The organism is Okeania sp. SIO2C2 (assembly GCF_010692625.1).
In the GTDB taxonomy this organism is placed as follows: domain Bacteria; phylum Cyanobacteriota; class Cyanobacteriia; order Cyanobacteriales; family Microcoleaceae; genus Okeania; species Okeania hirsuta.
Window position 1 is genome coordinate 59,724 of the sequence record NZ_JAAHGM010000005.1, and the last position, 18,238, is coordinate 77,961.

Sequence of the window (18,238 nt, forward strand, 5' to 3'; positions counted from 1 at the left end):
TAAAGCCTATCTTTTAAAGGAGAAACAAGCGGTCGATCTTCGGAGCTTCCCGTAGGGTAGGATGGCGAGGTTTCCTTGCCATATATAATCGACAAAGAGAAGAAAAAATTTTCCTTTTATTCAATCTTCTCCCTAAAAAGGAAGAAGTAATTAGGGGTTGCTGATTCAATCTAAAAGCATTGACATATAAATACTTTAGCCTTTTTTGGGTCGAAAAAAGTACCTGTTTTTCAGTCTAAAACGCTCAAAAATTTAGTATTTTAGGCGCATAGTTGGGCAGAACAATCTTGGGAAAATTTTTACTCCTACTTCCTCTAAATTCCCATTTCTCCTGTCTCCTGTCTCCTGTTTCCTACCCTAGCAAAAAGACTTTATTCAGCAAACCCTAATTATCCATTATCCATTATCCATTATCCATTATCCATTATTGAACCTATGTCTAAAAAAAAGGATAATTCTTCTCGTCTTTTTGATTCAGGTTGTTTGGTAGAAATTCTAATTTTTTTGATGATTTTAGCTGGAAGTTACTGGTGGTTTATCCAGAGAAATCAGATCGATTTATCTAAATTCGTATCTAATAATTCAGTGGTTTCTTTGCTCCAAGATAAATTTCCAAATCTACCTATTCCCACTTTAAAATCAGAAGATATATCAACCGAAAAAGAAACTGTTTTAAAATCAAAAGAAACTGACTCTACTCCAACCGAATCATCTCAATCATCTTCATCAGAAACCGTCAAAAATACACCAGATTTACCTAAAATAGAATCACCATCATCTATTCCTACCGAAAAAAAGATTGTTAATCCAGTTAAGCCTAATAATAATTCCCTTGAAAAAGAAACTGTTTTAAAATCAAAAGAAACTGACTCTACTCCAACCGAATCATCTCAATCATCTTCATCAGAAACCGTCAAAAATACACCAGATTTACCTAAAACAGAATCACCATCACCTATTCCTACCGAAGAAAAGATTGTTAATCCAGTTAAGCCTAATAATAATTCTCTCAACGATAACGTTTTAACTCCTTGGGATAAAAAAGAAATTAGAGGAATTTACTTAAGTCGTTATTATATAACTAATAATGCGGATGAAAAAACAATTCGTGAAAGAGTTCGTTATTATAAAAAGCAAGGATTTAATGCCATAATTCACGGAGTTTGGGGAAATGGTTGTACAATGTATAAAAGTGAAGTTATGCAACAAATACTAGGAGCAAATAGCTGTCCTAACGAATTTAATGAACAATGGTTAGTTTGGTTAATTGATGAAGCACATCAACAAGGAATAGAAGTTCATGCTTACTTTGAGAAAGGCATTAAAATTGATAAAAATAGTCCGATCTTTGACTTAGCAATTGCTAAAAAATGGATAGTTCCCGGAGTGGATAAAACCTACGATGGAATTGAGCATTATGTCTTGGATGTAGAAGTAGAAGAAGTGGCTAACTTTTTTACAAATATTTTAGTTGAATTTGTCAAAAAATATCCAACAATTGATGCCGTTCAATGGGATGATTATCTAGGATATCATGCAGAATTGCCAGGAAAAGTAGACCGTACAGCGAAATTAACAAGTTTTACCAAGCAGATGGTAACAGAAATGAAAAAAGCTAACAATTCAGTTAGTTTTGATCTTAGTCATCATAACCCTTATTGGGCGAAAAAATATTTTGCTGCAGACTGGGAAAAATGGTTAGTAGATCGAGTCTTTATTCAAGCTTATAATGAAGATAACTTTCAAGAAGAATTAAATTATGCGAAACAATATGACGGTATTGGTATTACCGATAAACAATTACATCGCCTTGAGGAATTAGTGAATAATTCTAATATTAAAAGCGTGTTAGTTTTCCCACTTTCTGGAGAACCAGAAAAAGCAGCAAATAGAGTTAAATCATCTTTTTAGATTGAATTTTAAAAATGGTATTAAACATATTAGAAATCCCCAGAAAAGAGGGAACAGGGAACAGGGAACAGGGAACAGGAAACCCACCCCTCGCCCCTCCCCCTCCCAGGAGGGGAATAATTGATAATTTATGGATAAGAATTGATTGTATTTTTGATTTTTGGAGATGTCTATTAATTCTGACTCTTGTACGGGCAATTTCCTAAAGTCATGCTCCGCAAACGCGTTTACGTTTACGAAGTATTCCGTAGGAAAGTATTCCGTAGGAAATTGCCCCTACGACTCCTGACTCCTTCTTTTAGGTTGTAGGTAGGGGATGAAAATCTCATCTCCCGTATTTTTCTAACTTTTAACTTTTAACTTTTAACTTTTGACTTTTGACTTTTGAATTACCTTATAGGTAAGGAATGAAAATCTCATCTTCCGTATTCTTCTAACTTTTAACTTTTACAGCACTTTGCGACTCTATGAGGTACACCCATCGCGGGCAAGATGCCCGCACTACAATGTTTTCAGCATTTACCCTGTACATCATTTACCCGAAATATGCTGTAACTTTTAACTTTTAAATTCTAACTTTTGACTTTTGACTTTTGAATTTTGACTTCACTTACCTCAATTATCGGACAAAACCAAGCCATAGAATTATTAACTCAAGCAGTTACTCGCCAAGGTATTGCCCCTGCCTATTTATTTGTAGGCACCCCAGGAATAGGAAGGGGTTTAACTGCCCAATGTTTTATAGAACTCCTATTCTCCAATAACCACTCCCCCGCTAACCCATCCCTAAAAAATCGCATTCACAAAAGAAACCATCCAGACCTATTATGGGTAGAACCCACCTATCTACACCAAGGAAAACTACTCTCAGCAAAAGAAGCAACAGAAGCAGGAGTCAAACGCAAGTCACCACCTCAAATTCGTCTCGAACAGGTACGGGAAATTAGTGAATTTCTTGGCCGTCCCCCCCTAGAAACTGCAAGGTCAGTAGTAGTCTTGCAACAAGCTGAAACAATGAGAGAAAGTGCCGCAAATGGTTTGTTGAAAACTTTGGAAGAACCAGGCAAACGGGCAACTTTAATTTTAATTGTTCCGGGAGTTGATTCATTATTACCCACCTTGGTGTCCCGATGTCAGCGTATTCCTTTTTATCGTTTGGCCAACGAGAATATGAAGCTCGTATTAGAAAAAGCTGGCCATGAAGAAATTTTGAAACATACAGAGGTAATGATGATGGCTCAAGGTAGTCCGGGAGAAGCGATCGCTGCTTGGCAACAACTACAAGAAATTCCTGCGGATATTTTGGAAACGGTAACTCAGGGTATTAAGACTATTCGTCAAGCACTAGAAGTAGGGCGAGATATTAGTAAAAATTTGGATCTAGAGGCGCAGTTATGGTTAATAGATTATCTACAGCATAGTTATTGGGCCAAACCACAACAGCAGCTTGACAAAGTGGAATGTCTCAAACATCTGGAGGCAGCTAGAAAATATTTACTCTCCTATGTCCAACCTAGATTAGTTTGGGAATGTACTTTGATGGCTATGTGTTCTTTGAAGAAGGAGTCAGGAGTCAGGAGTCAGGAGACAGGAGGGAAGTAGGGGAGTGGGGGAGTGGGGGAGCAGGGGAGTGTGGGAAGAAATTAAAAAATATATATCTTTACCATTATGCTGCGCATTTTGTTGATCAAAATAATTGGGTCTCCGCCTTTTAAGGCCAAATATTTTTAGAGAGTTGCTCACGCATCGCCTACTTCCCATCCTGGGAGGGGTTAGGGGTGGGTTGGGAGCAGTAGGGGTGGGTTAACTTCTGACTTCTGAATTATGACTTCTGAATTTTGACTTCTGACTTCGTTAAAAACAGCCTCTGAATCAAAAAAAATCACCCCAGCAGAATATCTACTTGGGATGAAAATAGTTCAGTTAAGTTTCAAACAGAGGAGTCAACGAAAAATCAAACTATCAATCTTTACAGCAGTTGAAGGAAAGGTGAGGACAGATCAAAAGCTTCAAAATTAGACAAAGCAATATTTTTCCTTCTTCCTTCTTCCTTCTTCCTTCTTCCTTCTGCTATACCTATACATTTGAACCATCAGCAAGGTTCTGGCTAGCATAGGCGTCCATACTATAGGCCGGAATTCGCTGATTGTAGTCCAATCTATTGCCAGTTAAAGATTCAGATAAATTTTCAAAAGACTTAGAATTCCAGTTGCGCTCGTGGATAGGCTTAGTTTGTTCGCCCAATAAATAAGCTTGGCTTCCAATTACTGCTGCAGCTACCCAACCGATAACGAATAGTGAGATTAAAATAACCATAATTTTTTCCTTTACATTTATTTACCTTTATGTAAACAAATGTAACAATTTATTGCGGTAAGTGTCAAGCTGGGATAAATTACGGTATTGTGGGTAAAAAAATATAGAAATCCACACTTCTTGAGTCTTGACTTATTGTCAAGAATGAGGTAATTAGTACTTAGTACTGACGCTAAAGCTTAGATAGAGAAATGTTTTTCCCACTTTTCCGAACTCTCTACCTGGATATTTGAGATAACATCAAGTCCGTTTAATTCGGTATAAAAAAATGTTCTATCTCAGCGCCATCGCCAAATATTTCTCAATCTCCCCCGCTTCCCTACTCCCCCGCTCCCCTACTCCCCCACTCCCCCACTCCCTATTTCAGATAACGCCACGCCTTAAATACATTCCCTTGCATCAAAGCAGCAACTCCATTTAAAGCTCTAATTTCTGGCTGAGTGGGGTCCAGCTCCAAAGCAGACTTCAAGGCTATTTCTGCGGGCCCTGGATTTAAGTTATATAGATAAACAAAAGCTAAATAAGCATAGGCAAAGGGGTTTTGGGAATCTAACTCAGTTACTCTAGTCAAAGCAGCGATCGCTCCATCTGCATCCTGTTGTAAAACTCTGGCCAAACTCAACCCATAAAGCAACTCTAAATTATTGGGGTCTTGCTGCAAACGATATGCCAAAGTTTTTTCTGCTTGTTTGGTATAATCTTGAACTGGATCGTACTGGTTAACTCGCCCCACTTCCTCAAATACAGTTTCTAAACCTTTTATTCCCAGAGGCAATTTTTGCCCCCACATCCGTAACTGTGTCACCAAATCTAATTCTGGTGCTGGTAATATTTCGGCCTGGGGGTCCACTTCGACACGCACGGGGGGTTGTATGGGAATAGGATAAGTTTCTCCAGTTTTCCGGTTAAGGTAAGTTGCTTCTAATATGTAATTTCCCGATGAAATATTGGCAGGGGGTAACATTCCTATTCTTTCAATAATTTCAAACCCAACCTCAGACTTATTTGCTGGAGACAGACCGGGGTATAAACTCCCCATTCCAATAGCGCGATCGTGAATGAAACTAGACACATTATTGTCAGAAACCAATGGTTGAAACAATGCTTGATCGCTATTTTCGTGGCGATAAGTTAACAACACTAAACCAGACTGTAATTCTTGCCAAGAACCAGACCATTTATAGGTAATAGGTATTGGCACTCCCGGTCGAATTTTTGGCGATAAAATCACATAGTCTAATTTGACTTTTTCCTGTGGTTTATTCAGAGGATGAACTTCTACAGGTAAAAACTGATTATGATAAAGATTTAAGTTGCTATTATCTGGCAACTGCCAACTTTTTTGTAGTTGAAAATTAGGGTTTTGTTCGATGGTATTAACAATAGCAGCTTGAGCTTTTTTAATTCTTTTAACCGAACCTTGGTCATTAGTTTTTGTGACAAACCAAGAAAGCGATCGCACATCTTGAGGTACTTGTTTTAAATTAGTTCCTACTTGTCTACCGTAAACCTGTAAATTTTGCAAAGCACCGTAATAATTTAAGTTATGTTGATTAATTTCTGGAGTGGAGGGTAAAACTCCTAAAGTTGACCTTAAATAGGGGTCAGTTTTGACAATTTCAGCAATTACTTTTTGATGAGGCCATTCTTTACCTAAATGTGCATAATAAACACCGCCAGGACTCAACCAAGCAGAAATGTTTCTGAAGAAAATTCCACCTATAGGCCAGAGATTTAATATCATTAAAATAATAGCTAAACCAATAGTAAACCAGCGAATTTGTTTTCCTACTTTTCTCGGAAACTGCATTAAACCAAAGGCTAATAAAATTGATAAAACTGGCAATAATGGCAAAGTGTAGCGGAAATCTTTATTGATATTGAGAGAGCAAATGAGATAACCGCCAATTAAAAAAATAGCTAACCATCGGCAAGAGTGAAGGTAATTTGATGAGAATTTATCCTGTTTTTTGAACGACCGAATTAGGTAAAAAAATAATCCGCCAATAGGAATAATTAACAGAGGCAAAGAAATATGATAAGGCAGCAGTTTCCAATAATAAAGCCAAGCATCCAAACTTAATAAATTAGGGTCGCCTTCAGCTATAGCAGAATCAACAGTTGCCCGCTTACCAGCAGTTAACATTAATAGCCAATTTGTTCTCGCCCAAGGGTAAAAAATTGCTACAGATAAACACAGAGAAAAAAGTAGTTGAATTAACTTTTGCCACTGCCGTTTTCTGAGAATATTTATCCCTACCCAAAGTAATGGAATGAATAGAAAAAATATGGTTGTTTGTTTAACTAAAATTGCCGCACCAAAAGCCAAACTAAAAGCAATCGCCCAAAGCCAAGTTTTTAGATTTAAAGATATAAGTAAATTATTTTTTATAGCAGATATTTTTGACGGCAATTCATCAAAAATAGACGTTTTTTCTGAATTAAAATTAAAATTTTCTTGGTCAATTTTTCCAATTCCCTGTTCCCTGTTCCCTATAGCAGATATTTTTGACGGCAATTCATCAAAAATAGACGTTTTTTCTGAATTAAAATTAAAATTTTCTTGGTCAATTTTTCCCGTTTTATGCTGCCTGTTGCCTGTTGCCTGTTGCCTGTTGCCTCCTCTCTGTTCCCTATTCCCTATTCCCTGTTCCCTATCCCAATACCAAAACGTTAAACAACAGAAACTTAAAGTTACCATTGCCGTGAGAGGATAGTCGAGCAAATACTGTAAACGATATCTATATAACCCTGGAAATAATATACATAAAACTGCTGCCCAAAAACCAACTTTTTGATTAAATAATTTTTTGCCTAAACAATAAACTGAAGTAAGTAAAATAGCACTAAAAAATAGATGTACTAAAGTTGCTTGGTCAGCACCCCTACCAAAAATAACTTGAAATGGAACAGTAAGAATATAAGTCAACGGCGGAACCTTTGGCGAAAGTGCCCAAAAATTCTTCCACCATTCCCCAGAAAACAGTTGCACATTTTGAAAAGCACGCCAGTAAGTCAGGGAACCCGTGAGATAGTCAGCTTGATCCCAAGCAGGTACAGACTGATCGACAGCAAACCAGAGGCGATCGCTCACCGCTTCCAATAAGCATAGGATAATTAAGGTGAGGATATGATTAATTTTGGGTTGTTTTTTTTCTTGGATAGTCATATAGGGATAGAAACAGAAACCGGGTTTATATTTAATGCCTCAACATACTAACATTTACCTCAGATAAACCCGGTTTCTTATAGGTCTAGTAGGGTGCGTTAGACGGCTTAAATTTATACTCTGAAAGGGATTTAACAATCCGTCGTAACGCACCATTGAATATTTTTCAGTCTACCACAAACTGCAGCACGGTACAACTTGGCGGTGCGTTACGGCGCAACGTAATATTTGACAGTTTAACTGTAGTTTGCAGTAAGCGCCTAACGCACCCTACTGAGCTACTACCGTAAGGCTTCATGGGGAGGAAGAGAAGAGGAGATACCTGAAAAATCGGACATATATAAACAGCTCTGTGTTAACAAAAGTCAAAATAATGCTAATTACTATGCCACATAGATTTTTGGTGTGTTTACAAAATTTTACACCGATGCCGAAACTTCTGTTCAAAATAGATTTTTGGTGTGTTTACAAAATTTTACACCGATGCCGAAACTTCTGTTCAAATACTTTATGTTAAACTTAATTTTTATCTAAAGGTATAACACTATGCCAATAGGAAATCGAGTAGTAAGTGGTTTATATAAAGGGACGGTTTCTGGATATAACTTTGAGGCACGCCTGGATGTGGACGGGACTTATCCACAGATGGAATTCAGTCTAACTCTGACCAATCAGTTACCAGGTCTCTGGATTGCCCGCATGCAATCAGCAGGAACTGACAAGTGGGAAGGTGACATTTGGTATCGACACGATAAGGCAAATACAATTGTGATCGGAGGTATTAAACCCAATAAATTAGCCGTTGAATATATTTCTAGCGGTTCGGGAAAATCCCTGAAATTTTACTTCAAAAAAGATGGGACAAATCTATGGTGGGGTACTATCCCACAGACATCTAATGATTTCCGCCAGACTCAATTAGAATTAGATTACGAACAAGGCGTAGAGCGGTGGCTAACCTATGATACTAGCTCATTACCTCGTCCCGCTGGGGTGGCTGCGGAAGAGTTGACGCTAGAAAAAATCTATGGCAGGGCTGGCATCGAAATAACCCGTTCTAGTGCAGTTAACGCCGTTTCTGGCACTGAGGCAGGTGCAAATGCAGGCTGGAACGACCAAGAACTACATGATGCGATGATCGCCAACTGGTCGCGGAGTGAAGGCGATCCTTGGGCAATGTGGGTCTTTTTTGCCAAAGAATATGAAAACGATCCAGGCTTCGTCACCTTTGGCATCATGTTTGATACTATTGGTGCTCATCAACGCAGTGGTACTGCTATCTTTAGTAAATCCATTGAGGACTTTTATCCTCCCGGTACTGCTAACCGTGATGCAATTATCAAGCGTCACCATTTTCGGACTATGATTCACGAAATCGGTCATGCCTTCAACTTGCTTCATTCCTGGCAAAAACAATTGCCTGGATATCCAGGATGGCATAGTTCAGTAGTTAATGAGCCAAATGCAGGAAGCTTTATGAACTATCCTTATCGAGTTGCAGGGGGCGAAGAGGCTTACTGGCGGGATTTTGGCTTCAGGTTTAGCGACCAAGAATTGCTCTTTTTTCGTCACGCTCCTGAAGCTTTTATCAATATGGGAGCAGCTGCTTTCGGCGCCAGTCACGCTGAAAAGGCATCGACGATGGAATTGATGCAGGAACTCAGCGGTCAAGATCTAGAGCAAGCAACCCTTCAGCTAGACCTCCGTGTCAATAAACAACGCCCTGTGTTCCAGTTTATGGAACCAGTTGTCTTAGAGCTGAAATTAAAGAATATTAGTCATCAACCCCGCTCAGTAGAGAAGTCAATTCTGAAAGATATTGGTCACATGACCGTTAACATCACTCGCAATCAGTCTGAGACTAAGCAATATCGCAGTTATTCTCAGCTTTGTTTCACTGATGAAAAAATTATTCTCCAGCCCGGAGAATCGTTGTACAGTAATCTTTTCCTCTCGGCTGGTTCTTTAGGATGGTATATTGCCGACCCTGGGGCTTACGAAATTACTGTCGCCTTGTCAGTCGAGCGAGAAGATGATGAGGGTAAAGAAATCGTCTCCTCTTCCTTTTCATTAATTGTCCTCCGACCCGATCTGCAAAGAAGGAGAGAAGAAGAAAAGTTAGCCCAAGATGTCTTTAACGATGATGTTGGTCGGATTCTCGCTTTCCAAGGTAGTCGGATTCTGGGATCGGGTAACGATACTCTTCAAGAATTGACTGAGCGTTTCCCTCAAGCCAGTGCCGTCCCCCACGCCCAAGTTGCCCTAGCAGTACCTAAGTTAAAAAAATTCAAAACTATGGATTTCAGCAATGGTCAACCGCAAGTAAAAGTTCAAGATGCCAAACTAGAAGAGGCTAGCCAAGAGCTTCAAAAAGTCCTGGTGGAAAAAGGAACTGAAACTGCTAATACTCTGGGTAATATTGGCTTTAAGCAGATTTCTGACCAACTCAGTCAAGAGCTAGCAGACAAACAGGATAATAAAACAGCGGCTGCTATTGAAGAAAATGTGCTTCAGGTCATGGATAAACGGGGTGTCAAACTACCTACTCAAGTCAAGCAAGAGATTGAATCCAAGCTGAAGTCTTTGAAGAGTTAAGAGCTGCTTTGTAATCTCTGAGCCTATCGGCTGTGACTGTTTAGATTATTGGGACTTAGACATTTTCTAGCCAAAAAAGGGGCTGAAAAGTTGTTCAGGTAAGTTAAAGAGGAAAGGGTTGGAACCACAAGTATTGCTGGATTGATGTTCACTCGAGTTCAAACCTTTTTCCCATATGGGTTTAAAGCCATTTTTGACTCATTTTTTGTAGAAGTCCCGTTATTCGAGTTTTTTCGGGCAGTTCTCTTGTTCAGAAATTTGCACTAGCTTTGATTTTTGCAGTATTTGTCTAGACTCTTTTCGAAAAGCAGCTTGTTGCTCTTCTGGTAAATTACTCAAATCAAAACAATAATCACGTTCCCCTTCGTATCCGGCTGGGTTGGCTTCATAGCTAATATCTGGATATTTTGTACTCAGAAAGTTTTCAAATTTCTGGGCTGTATCTCGATCAATACCAGAACCAATACTTATAAAAGATACAACAAACATATTGCAAGCCTTCGCTAATGGGGCTGGTAGTATAAACACAGTAATACTGATGAGTGCAACTACTATCGTTACAGTAATAGAGTTAACAAATTTATCATTCATAAATTATCAAGCAGTACTCGTTTGTAAATTAATGTTAGTTCAGGATCAGAAAAGGGACCAGGTGATATGCTGAAAAAAACAAAACCATTCAGCTACCTCTCCCTATGCTTAGTATAGATGCTTCATTTTGCCATGTCGTTGACACTCCACGGGATAAATCCGCGTTGATTCGTGACTAGGAGCTTTCTATCTGGCTAAAGCCACGATTTTCACATTGCTCGTTTACGAAGTATGCCGCTAGGCAAAACAACCACATTGCCAGTACCGTACCGTGGTACTTATACAGCAGCAGTCCACGCTTACTGTGCCAATTGCCAGTACTCTCTGCGGTCAAAGACCATTGAGGCTACTTTTTAAGTTATTAGTTCATTGTAATACATTTTTTTGACTACGGATTAAAATCCGTCGAGTTGCTTCCAGGAAGCCGTTAAAACTGGCACTTTTCCCGCTTACCGAAATTTTACGATGATTTTTGTCAACAATTTGAACCTCAATGGCAAAAAACCTTACTCAGTTATGGACTGATATCAAGTCCGGTAGCATTGGTATTGTAAGGTAAGGGTAAGGAAGAAGGCTTTAGTTATCTAGAACAGAAGGCTTTAGTTATCTAGAACAGAAGGCTTAAAAGCTGGAAAAAACTTAAATTTCCTGTAGATATTCACCGCAAAATTTGGTCTGAAGTCTCCTCTTTTAAGGGGATAAAAGCGGCCGCAACTGCTAAGAGTTTTTTAGTCTTAACTTGCAGTTATTCTACTAATGATTTGTTGGCTGTTATTGACGATAATTTGGCATTGTTTTCCGGTGGGGAAGATTGGAAGTTTGGTAGGATAAATAAGTAGCATTGTACCGTTTCACGGAATTCAAAAGTCAAAAATCAAAAGTCAAAACTAAGATTTTATAAGCTTATAACTTTGATGCTACAGTAATTTCCATAAATTATTTCATATTTAAAGTTTGAAACTATTTGTGACATATTTAAAGTGAATTGGTATATTAATTGTTAATTTCAGGAGGAAAATAACTAATGACAACTCAAGAATTAATCGACTTAAGGACTTGCATTATGGAAGGTAGAAATCACGATGCCTTAGCAATTATTGATGAACTGGATGCCATGAGTAAAAAAGACACGCTTTTCAAGATAGATTCTTATTTAACTGTGGTATTAATTCACTTAATTAAAAATCAGGTAGAAGGGCGATTAACTAATTCCTGGGCAGCATCAATTCAGGCTTTGATTAGAAAAATTAAAAGCTTAAATTTAAAGGAAAATCAAATTTCTGATTACATTAAAGAAGAAGAATGGGATGAGATATTAGAAGAGGCGATTGAGTTTGCTATTCGCGATGCAAGCACAGAGGTTAAAAATGGTGCTTATAGTTCCTTTCAATTGAAGGAAATGGTAGATAAAAATTCTGTGTTCACAACTGCTAATAGTTTTTTAGCCTTAACTTATAGTTATTCTGCTAATGATTTGTTAGCTGTTATTGACGATAATTTAGCATTATTACCCGGTGGGGAAGATTGGAAGTTTGGTAGGAACAATAAATAGGGTATCTATTAAAAAAGCGATCGCTTCCATTATAATATCAGGACTTACGCAAAATATTAAGTCATACACCATCTGTAGGGGCGAACGGCCGTTCGCCCCTACTAGATAAAGCGGTTCTGCGTAAGTCCTGATTATGAGTTAATAACTAGAGGAGTGAAAAATATTAAAGTGCTAAAAAAACTAAAATCATACCATAGCCTTTTTATCTACAGTCTTTTAATCTTAATATCTGCCTGTAGCAACACATCAAATATTTCCGACAACCCTACACCCACTAACAATTCTAAATTAGAGACATTAAAATTTGAAAAAAAGCCCATTAACGACAAAGGTGGATACTTCTATACTAACGGCGAATACGCTCTTGGACCATTCACTCCAACAATGATTAAAAAATGTCGAGAATGGGGAGGTGGTGGCAGTTGCAATAGTAACCAATGGTCAGAAAAATTATTTCTCCAAGCATACGGAAACAGAAGATGTCCGGAGGGAGCTACCCTCAACAAAATTATCGGTTATTGCGTCGAAAATAACCAAGTCATGGGTCCTTTTCCTCAAGAATTAATTTCTGCTTGTGTCAAAGCTAATGGTGGAAATAGCTGTCAGTTGAACCTTTGGAATGCACGTTTCCTCTACAAATTGATGCAAGATGAAGGTATCGTGAGCAAAGTAGATAAACCGCCGCAGTTTGTGATGTTAGCATTTGATGGTTCCAGATCCCTAGACGCTTGGAAAAGATCGCGCAACTTTGCCCAAGAAATGGAGAAAAAAGGTATTAACTTGCGCTTCACTTATTTTGTCAGTGCAGTATATTTTGTCAGCAAAGACAAACGAAAACTTTACGATGCTCCCGGTGGGAAAGGAAAAGGTCGGTCGGATATTGGTTGGGGTGATACAGCGGAAGATATTGCTCTGAGACTGGAACAGGTTAACCTCGCTTATCAAGAAGGTCACGAGATCGGGTCTCATGCAGTGGGTCATTTTGATGGTAGCAAATGGAGTGAAAAAGACTGGACGGAAGAGTTTAAATATTTCGAGCAATTTTTCTTTGGAGCGCATAAAATTAATAATTTGCCAGGTTCTCTAGTATTCGATCGCACTGCCATCGAAGGTTTTCGCGCACCACTATTAGCTCGAAGTCCTGGTTTGTATAAAGTATTAGCCAAAAATGGTTTCCGCTATGACACTAGCAAAGTAGCATTATCTAACTATTGGCCGCGAAAGGAAAATGGTATTTGGAACTTTCCGTTAGCTAGTTTGACTAACTCTCGTGGAAAAAATGTACTGTCAATGGATTATAACTTTTATTATTTGCATTCTAAGGCAAAACCAAACCCTCGTAATGCGAAACGTTATGAGGAGGATACTCTGAAAACTTACATGAAATATTTCCAGAAGAACTATAATGGCAACCGCGCTCCTATAGATATTGGGCATCATTTTTCAGCTTGGAATAACGGTGCTTACTGGAACGCAATGTTTCGGTTTGCTGAGTCTGTCTGTGGTTTACCAGAAGTTCGATGTGTTACTTATAGTGAGTTAGCAGATTTTATGGATCTGTTGAGTGAGGAGCAAATTACTGCTTATCAGCAGGGAAATTTTCCGAAAAGTTCAGAGGATGAAGTTGCTCAGGAGTAGTTGAATAAAGAAGGCAGAGGGAACCCTAAAGAAATCATTTTATATCTTTTTAATTGGGGTTTGTGATGACCACATAGAGGACATCCCATAATTATTTCCATGATTTAGGGACTATATTCATCTTATCATCCCCACACTTTCGCACAGGCACTACTATATTATTAGTATTTATATCATGTCCGGATAATCAGTGATAAAAAAACCTTTTCCCTTTGAACCAATATTCCCTTCTATCTCCCCCCTTTGAAAGGGGGGTTGGGGGGGATTCCCTCTGCCTTCCTCCAAAGTGTAACTATTCAACCGAACATGATATTACTTATCTTTTCATAGTTTGGTTGATTTATTTGACTACTCCCCGCAGCTGTTGCCGAGGGGGATTCTAAGTTGATACTACGCAACAGGATAAATCCATGTTGCTTCGTTTTTTCGAGCGCTGACCAAAGATATACTCTTTGGGGACAATTTCCGCGGTGCCCCTACACAGTCGGCTTAAGTTTAACCCATGCTTTGCTGCTTACTTTTGTCTAAACGTTTGTATATCCAGATAATAATACAGGACAACTAAAGTTGTCTAGTCTAAACGACTCGCTTGTTTTCATCCCCCGGTTAAAACACCTATGCTTTCAACGTCGCTTTTCAGTAAAATTACTTACAAGTTTAACATTTTTATGAAACATTCGTAAAGTTACTTACGATCATTAAATAAAAATGTAATGATTAAGTAGGTAGGTTTAATTATCCATATAGCGATGAAGATTCAGAACAGTGAAAACCCGATTGGGATTGCTTTATGGCCACCTACTTATTTTTGTAGATTAGTTGTAAATACCATGATCAAAAAATTATCTTTTGCTACTATTGGTGCAATTTTAATCAACTTAGGAATTAGCAAAACAGCTTCAGCAGCTCTTTTTTTTTCAGATACAGGACATTATTATGAATATGTATCTGTCCCAGAAAGGTTGACTTGGCAAGAAGCAAAAATTGCAGCAGAAAATAAATACTTTAATGGTTTTCAAGGTTATCTAGTAACCATCACTTCAGCAGCAGAAAGTGATTTTGTTAATTCTATTGCTACTAATGATTTAGATCAAGTTAGTGAAGGATGGATCGGTGCAAGTGATGCTAGCGAAGAGGGAGTATGGAAATGGGTAACAGGCCCAGAAGCAGGAATGCAGTTTTGGCAAGGTAGTGCTGCACCTCAAGGTTCAGTTGTTAATAATAGTTATGCAAATTGGTCTATTTTTGAACCTAATAATGTTCTCCATACTGATGATGGTGAAGATTTTGCCCAAATTAGCTTCACTGGTTTTTGGAATGATTTAGCTAGCAATGATGATTGGCAGGTATCAGGTTATTATATTGAGTATGGAGGACTGGCAACTGTTCCAGTTTATGAACCAACGGGAGTGCTGAGTTTATTTGTTTTTAGTGGTTTAGGTTTATATCGGTCATGGCAGTGTAAGTTAGAGAAAAAGAAATAAATATCATTTCCAGGACTTACGCACGCTTCAGCTTGAAAACCCGATATGTATGGGCGAATGGCATTCGCCCTAACTTGATACTTAAATTTAACGAAAAATTGGTACAGCTAAAGATTCATACATTTCACTAGAAAAAGGTTGAAAATCATCATGTTTGACTATTAAATGACAAAGCAATCTCATTTGTAATGGCGCTGGTGGTAGATTTACCAGTTCTAATGTTACTTTAACTGCATCAGGATACTTTTTGAGTAGCGGAAAAACATCATTTAATAAATATCGAGGGCAAAAACCTAAAAGGTAAAAATCTTTCGTGCGTAGCATTAAAGCATTTGAGTCAAAATCGTTTTGTGCATCGTGCATTAAATACAAAGTTTCTCCTACCTCTAATTTTTTGATTCTGTCAATAGTTTCAGATGTCATATATCGGAAACCATGAGTAAAGAAATATAGATGATAAGCACCATTTTTATCTTGTTCTGGGTAAGGAAAAACTTCATAATTATCTGTGACTTTTTTACCTCCGCTACGAGACAATAAAACCATAGGGTCATCTTCTGTTTCTGAGAGATTTTGCCAACTAATAAAATCTGGATAATCTGGTCGCGTTCTCTTCATAATTTTATGAGAAAATACAGGCAATAATTCCTGAGAGCGATGAGTTTTATCAAATTATTTTAAAGACCAAATACCAGAAAAACCAAATTTTTTAGCTTCTTCTGCACCTTTAAGGTAAACAAATTCATACCAATTGTTTTTATAAGTTAAAGAACCTACAGGAAACCAACCACGAGTAACGGGGTATTGCCAAGCTAAGAATAATTTTTTCATAGTAAATTTTCTCTTATTTGTAGAAGTCTATTTTGGTTAATTCTCAGAAGTTATTGGGTAAATTCAATAGAAATTTCAGAAATATAATTTTTAGGTATGTGGTAATTTCAGTTATCAGTTATCAGTTAATTTTATGGGTTGAAAATTTGTGAATAGTATCTATTATTCCTTAGCAGATTCTGGAATTTATATACTTAGATATCGCCTCTATTAGCTAAATTTTTGGAGCCAAATTAGACCAGTTTTGGGATATTATTATGCTGCTTTTTCAAATAAATATAGTGTTAACATGGCTTTTTTATCTCCTATTTTTTAGACATTGCTGACCTGGATTTAGCTGCATAATTTTTGACAACTTGATTATTGATGTTCTTCTGTTTTTCGGGGTCTAGTAATTCTCTACCGAGACTAGATGCGTGGTCTAATTTTGGTGCTAAATGTACTGAATTATTCATAATAAAATCCCAATTTTCGTCACCAATATTATTATAAATTTGATGATAATTACGCTTAGAATTAAACAGCGGGTATATATAACATAAATCCACAGATTCATCTTTAATATGTCTGCGTAAAACCTCTAAATTATCACCGTAAAAAGTTGGTTTACCATCTGAATAAGTGTTCTTAGTATAATTTTAAATAGAAAATAACTATACAAAGTTAGCGCGATCGCCACTTCATATTCATACATTTACTATGATAAGCAAGATAAACACTTTATAGATTAAGTATTATTTTTTTTAATATCTACTGAATTATTTTATTGTGCCTTATAATAAGTAAATAGATAAAGTGCCCCGAACTGCACGGGGAGTTATGGCACGGTTGAGATACTGTGCGCCTATCGAGATCAGGTGCTCCGAAATGCACGGGGAGTTATGGCATGGTTGAAATACTTTGCACCTGTCAGGTTTTTTTTAAACTTTTACTTTGTAGGAGGCGAGTTTGCACTCGTTCCTCTACTACTATTAGTAGGGGTTTGAACCACATCAATTTGTGACTCAAGAAAATCAGGACTTACGCAAACCAGTCCCGTGCGTAAGTCCTAACGATCAACAGATAAACCTAACTAATCCCAAATGAAACAAACCAAACATATTGCTATGTGGGCTTATCCCAGAAGCCGTTCGACTGTCATTACTCGTGCGTTTGAGAATTTAGATGGATGTATTGTTTATGATGAGCCTTTTCTGGCTCCATCTATCTCTATTAGGGGCGAGATTCTCGGAGACGAAAATTTACTGCAATTATTTAAGTTAAACGATATTGAAACTAATTACAAGAAAGTTATTCAAAAAATAACTGGAGATTTACCTGACGGAAAATTGTTTTCATTTCAAAAAATTTTAGCAAACCATTATCTACCTGAATTTGGAATAGATTGGGCAAAAAAAATAACAAACTTTTTCTTAATTCGGCATCCTCAAGAGGTTATTCTATCTTTTGATAGAGCAGTTAGAAAGTTTAATATTACAGAACCATTAACACTGCAAGATGTTGGGTTCGAAACCCTTGATCAGATTTTCCAGCAGATTGAACTTATTACAGGGCAAACCTCTTTAGTTATTCACTCAGATGACATCATAAAAAACCCTAATTCTGTTTTGCAATGGTTGTGCAAAAATTTAGGTATTGCATTTGATGAAAGGATGCTGAGATGGAAAGTAGGTCTAAAAGATTCCAATTTATTGTTTGCACAATTATATCCTAATCCTGAGTATCACGATTCAGAACCTTGGTTTGAGACTTTAAGATCATCCGAAACATTTATTCCCTATAAAAAGAGGGAGATTGATTTACCAGATCGGTTGATTCCTTTATTAGAGGAGTCGATGCCTTACTATGAAAAACTCCTACAACATTGTCATATTTTTGAATGGTCAGAACATCGATGAAATTCAACTGGTAAAAATATTGAAGATAAATAAGAAGATAAATAAATTTAAGAGACATAATATAGTTCAAATACTATATATCTGTCAAATTATTAATTTCTTTCTTAGGGAGAGTATATTAGCTATTTTTCCCTGTTATTGCACTGTATATTGGAATAATATTAATGGCAAAACAACTTTCTTTAAATTCCTTTAGCTTCAAGGTGCTTTATATATACAGACATATTGTTATTACTCCTGTTGCAAGTTACAT

General features: G+C 37.4%; 14 protein-coding genes. 8 read left to right on the forward strand and 6 right to left on the reverse strand.

The window, feature by feature from the left end; translation table 11 throughout:
* The first annotated feature begins 435 nt into the window (after positions 1–435).
* From F6K18_RS04995 to F6K18_RS05005, 3 genes are all read left to right on the forward strand, one after another.
* Positions 436–1,911 (forward strand): family 10 glycosylhydrolase, encoded by a 1,476-nt coding sequence (locus F6K18_RS04995; RefSeq protein WP_287519232.1) that lies wholly within the window; start codon positions 436–438, stop codon positions 1,909–1,911.
* A gap of 14 nt (positions 1,912–1,925) precedes the next feature.
* Positions 1,926–2,117, forward strand: coding sequence for a hypothetical protein (locus tag F6K18_RS05000; protein WP_287519234.1), 192 nt, complete (start codon positions 1,926–1,928; stop codon positions 2,115–2,117).
* A gap of 394 nt (positions 2,118–2,511) precedes the next feature.
* Positions 2,512–3,513 (forward strand): DNA polymerase III subunit delta', encoded by a 1,002-nt coding sequence (locus F6K18_RS05005; RefSeq protein ID WP_287519236.1) that lies wholly within the window; start codon positions 2,512–2,514, stop codon positions 3,511–3,513.
* A gap of 474 nt (positions 3,514–3,987) precedes the next feature.
* Here the strand turns inward: F6K18_RS05005 and F6K18_RS05010 are convergent, their stop codons facing one another.
* Positions 3,988–4,227, reverse strand: a complete 240-nt coding sequence (locus F6K18_RS05010) for a photosystem II protein, Psb35-related (RefSeq protein ID WP_287519238.1) — start codon at positions 4,225–4,227, stop codon at positions 3,988–3,990.
* A gap of 358 nt (positions 4,228–4,585) precedes the next feature.
* Positions 4,586–7,396: a phospholipid carrier-dependent glycosyltransferase gene (locus F6K18_RS05015; protein ID WP_287519242.1), complete on the reverse strand. Its 2,811-nt coding sequence runs from the start codon at positions 7,394–7,396 to the stop codon at positions 4,586–4,588.
* A 546-nt stretch (positions 7,397–7,942) separates the two neighbouring features.
* On the opposite strand from F6K18_RS05015, the gene F6K18_RS05020 reads away from it, so the two are divergent.
* Positions 7,943–9,991, forward strand: a complete 2,049-nt coding sequence (locus F6K18_RS05020) for a hypothetical protein (RefSeq protein ID WP_287519243.1) — start codon at positions 7,943–7,945, stop codon at positions 9,989–9,991.
* Positions 9,992–10,210: 219 nt separating this feature from the next.
* Here F6K18_RS05020 and F6K18_RS05025 read toward each other — a convergent pair whose 3' ends face one another.
* Positions 10,211–10,582, reverse strand: a complete 372-nt coding sequence (locus tag F6K18_RS05025; protein WP_287519245.1) for a hypothetical protein — start codon at positions 10,580–10,582, stop codon at positions 10,211–10,213.
* A gap of 1,024 nt (positions 10,583–11,606) precedes the next feature.
* On the opposite strand from F6K18_RS05025, the gene F6K18_RS05030 reads away from it, so the two are divergent.
* From F6K18_RS05030 to F6K18_RS05040, 3 genes are all read left to right on the forward strand, one after another.
* Positions 11,607–12,134: a DUF29 family protein gene (locus tag F6K18_RS05030; RefSeq protein ID WP_287519248.1), complete on the forward strand. Its 528-nt coding sequence runs from the start codon at positions 11,607–11,609 to the stop codon at positions 12,132–12,134.
* 168 nt (positions 12,135–12,302) lie between these two features.
* A complete protein-coding gene (locus F6K18_RS05035) occupies positions 12,303–13,772 on the forward strand; it encodes a hypothetical protein (RefSeq protein ID WP_287519252.1) in 1,470 nt (489 codons plus the stop codon).
* 830 nt (positions 13,773–14,602) lie between these two features.
* A complete protein-coding gene (locus F6K18_RS05040) occupies positions 14,603–15,256 on the forward strand; it encodes a lectin-like protein (protein ID WP_287519255.1) in 654 nt (217 codons plus the stop codon).
* Between the two features lie 87 nt (positions 15,257–15,343).
* On the opposite strand, the gene F6K18_RS05045 is transcribed toward F6K18_RS05040, so the two are convergent.
* From F6K18_RS05045 to F6K18_RS05055, 3 genes are all read right to left on the reverse strand, one after another.
* Positions 15,344–15,874, reverse strand: a complete 531-nt coding sequence (locus F6K18_RS05045) for an HIRAN domain-containing protein (RefSeq protein WP_287519258.1) — start codon at positions 15,872–15,874, stop codon at positions 15,344–15,346.
* A 54-nt stretch (positions 15,875–15,928) separates the two neighbouring features.
* Positions 15,929–16,087 (reverse strand): hypothetical protein, encoded by a 159-nt coding sequence (locus F6K18_RS05050; RefSeq protein WP_287519261.1) that lies wholly within the window; start codon positions 16,085–16,087, stop codon positions 15,929–15,931.
* Between the two features lie 305 nt (positions 16,088–16,392).
* A complete protein-coding gene (locus F6K18_RS05055) occupies positions 16,393–16,542 on the reverse strand; it encodes a hypothetical protein (protein WP_287519263.1) in 150 nt (49 codons plus the stop codon).
* A 627-nt stretch (positions 16,543–17,169) separates the two neighbouring features.
* Between F6K18_RS05055 and F6K18_RS05060 the strand changes: the two genes are divergently transcribed.
* A complete protein-coding gene (locus F6K18_RS05060) occupies positions 17,170–17,985 on the forward strand; it encodes a hypothetical protein (protein ID WP_287519265.1) in 816 nt (271 codons plus the stop codon).
* The last annotated feature ends 253 nt before the right edge of the window (positions 17,986–18,238 follow it).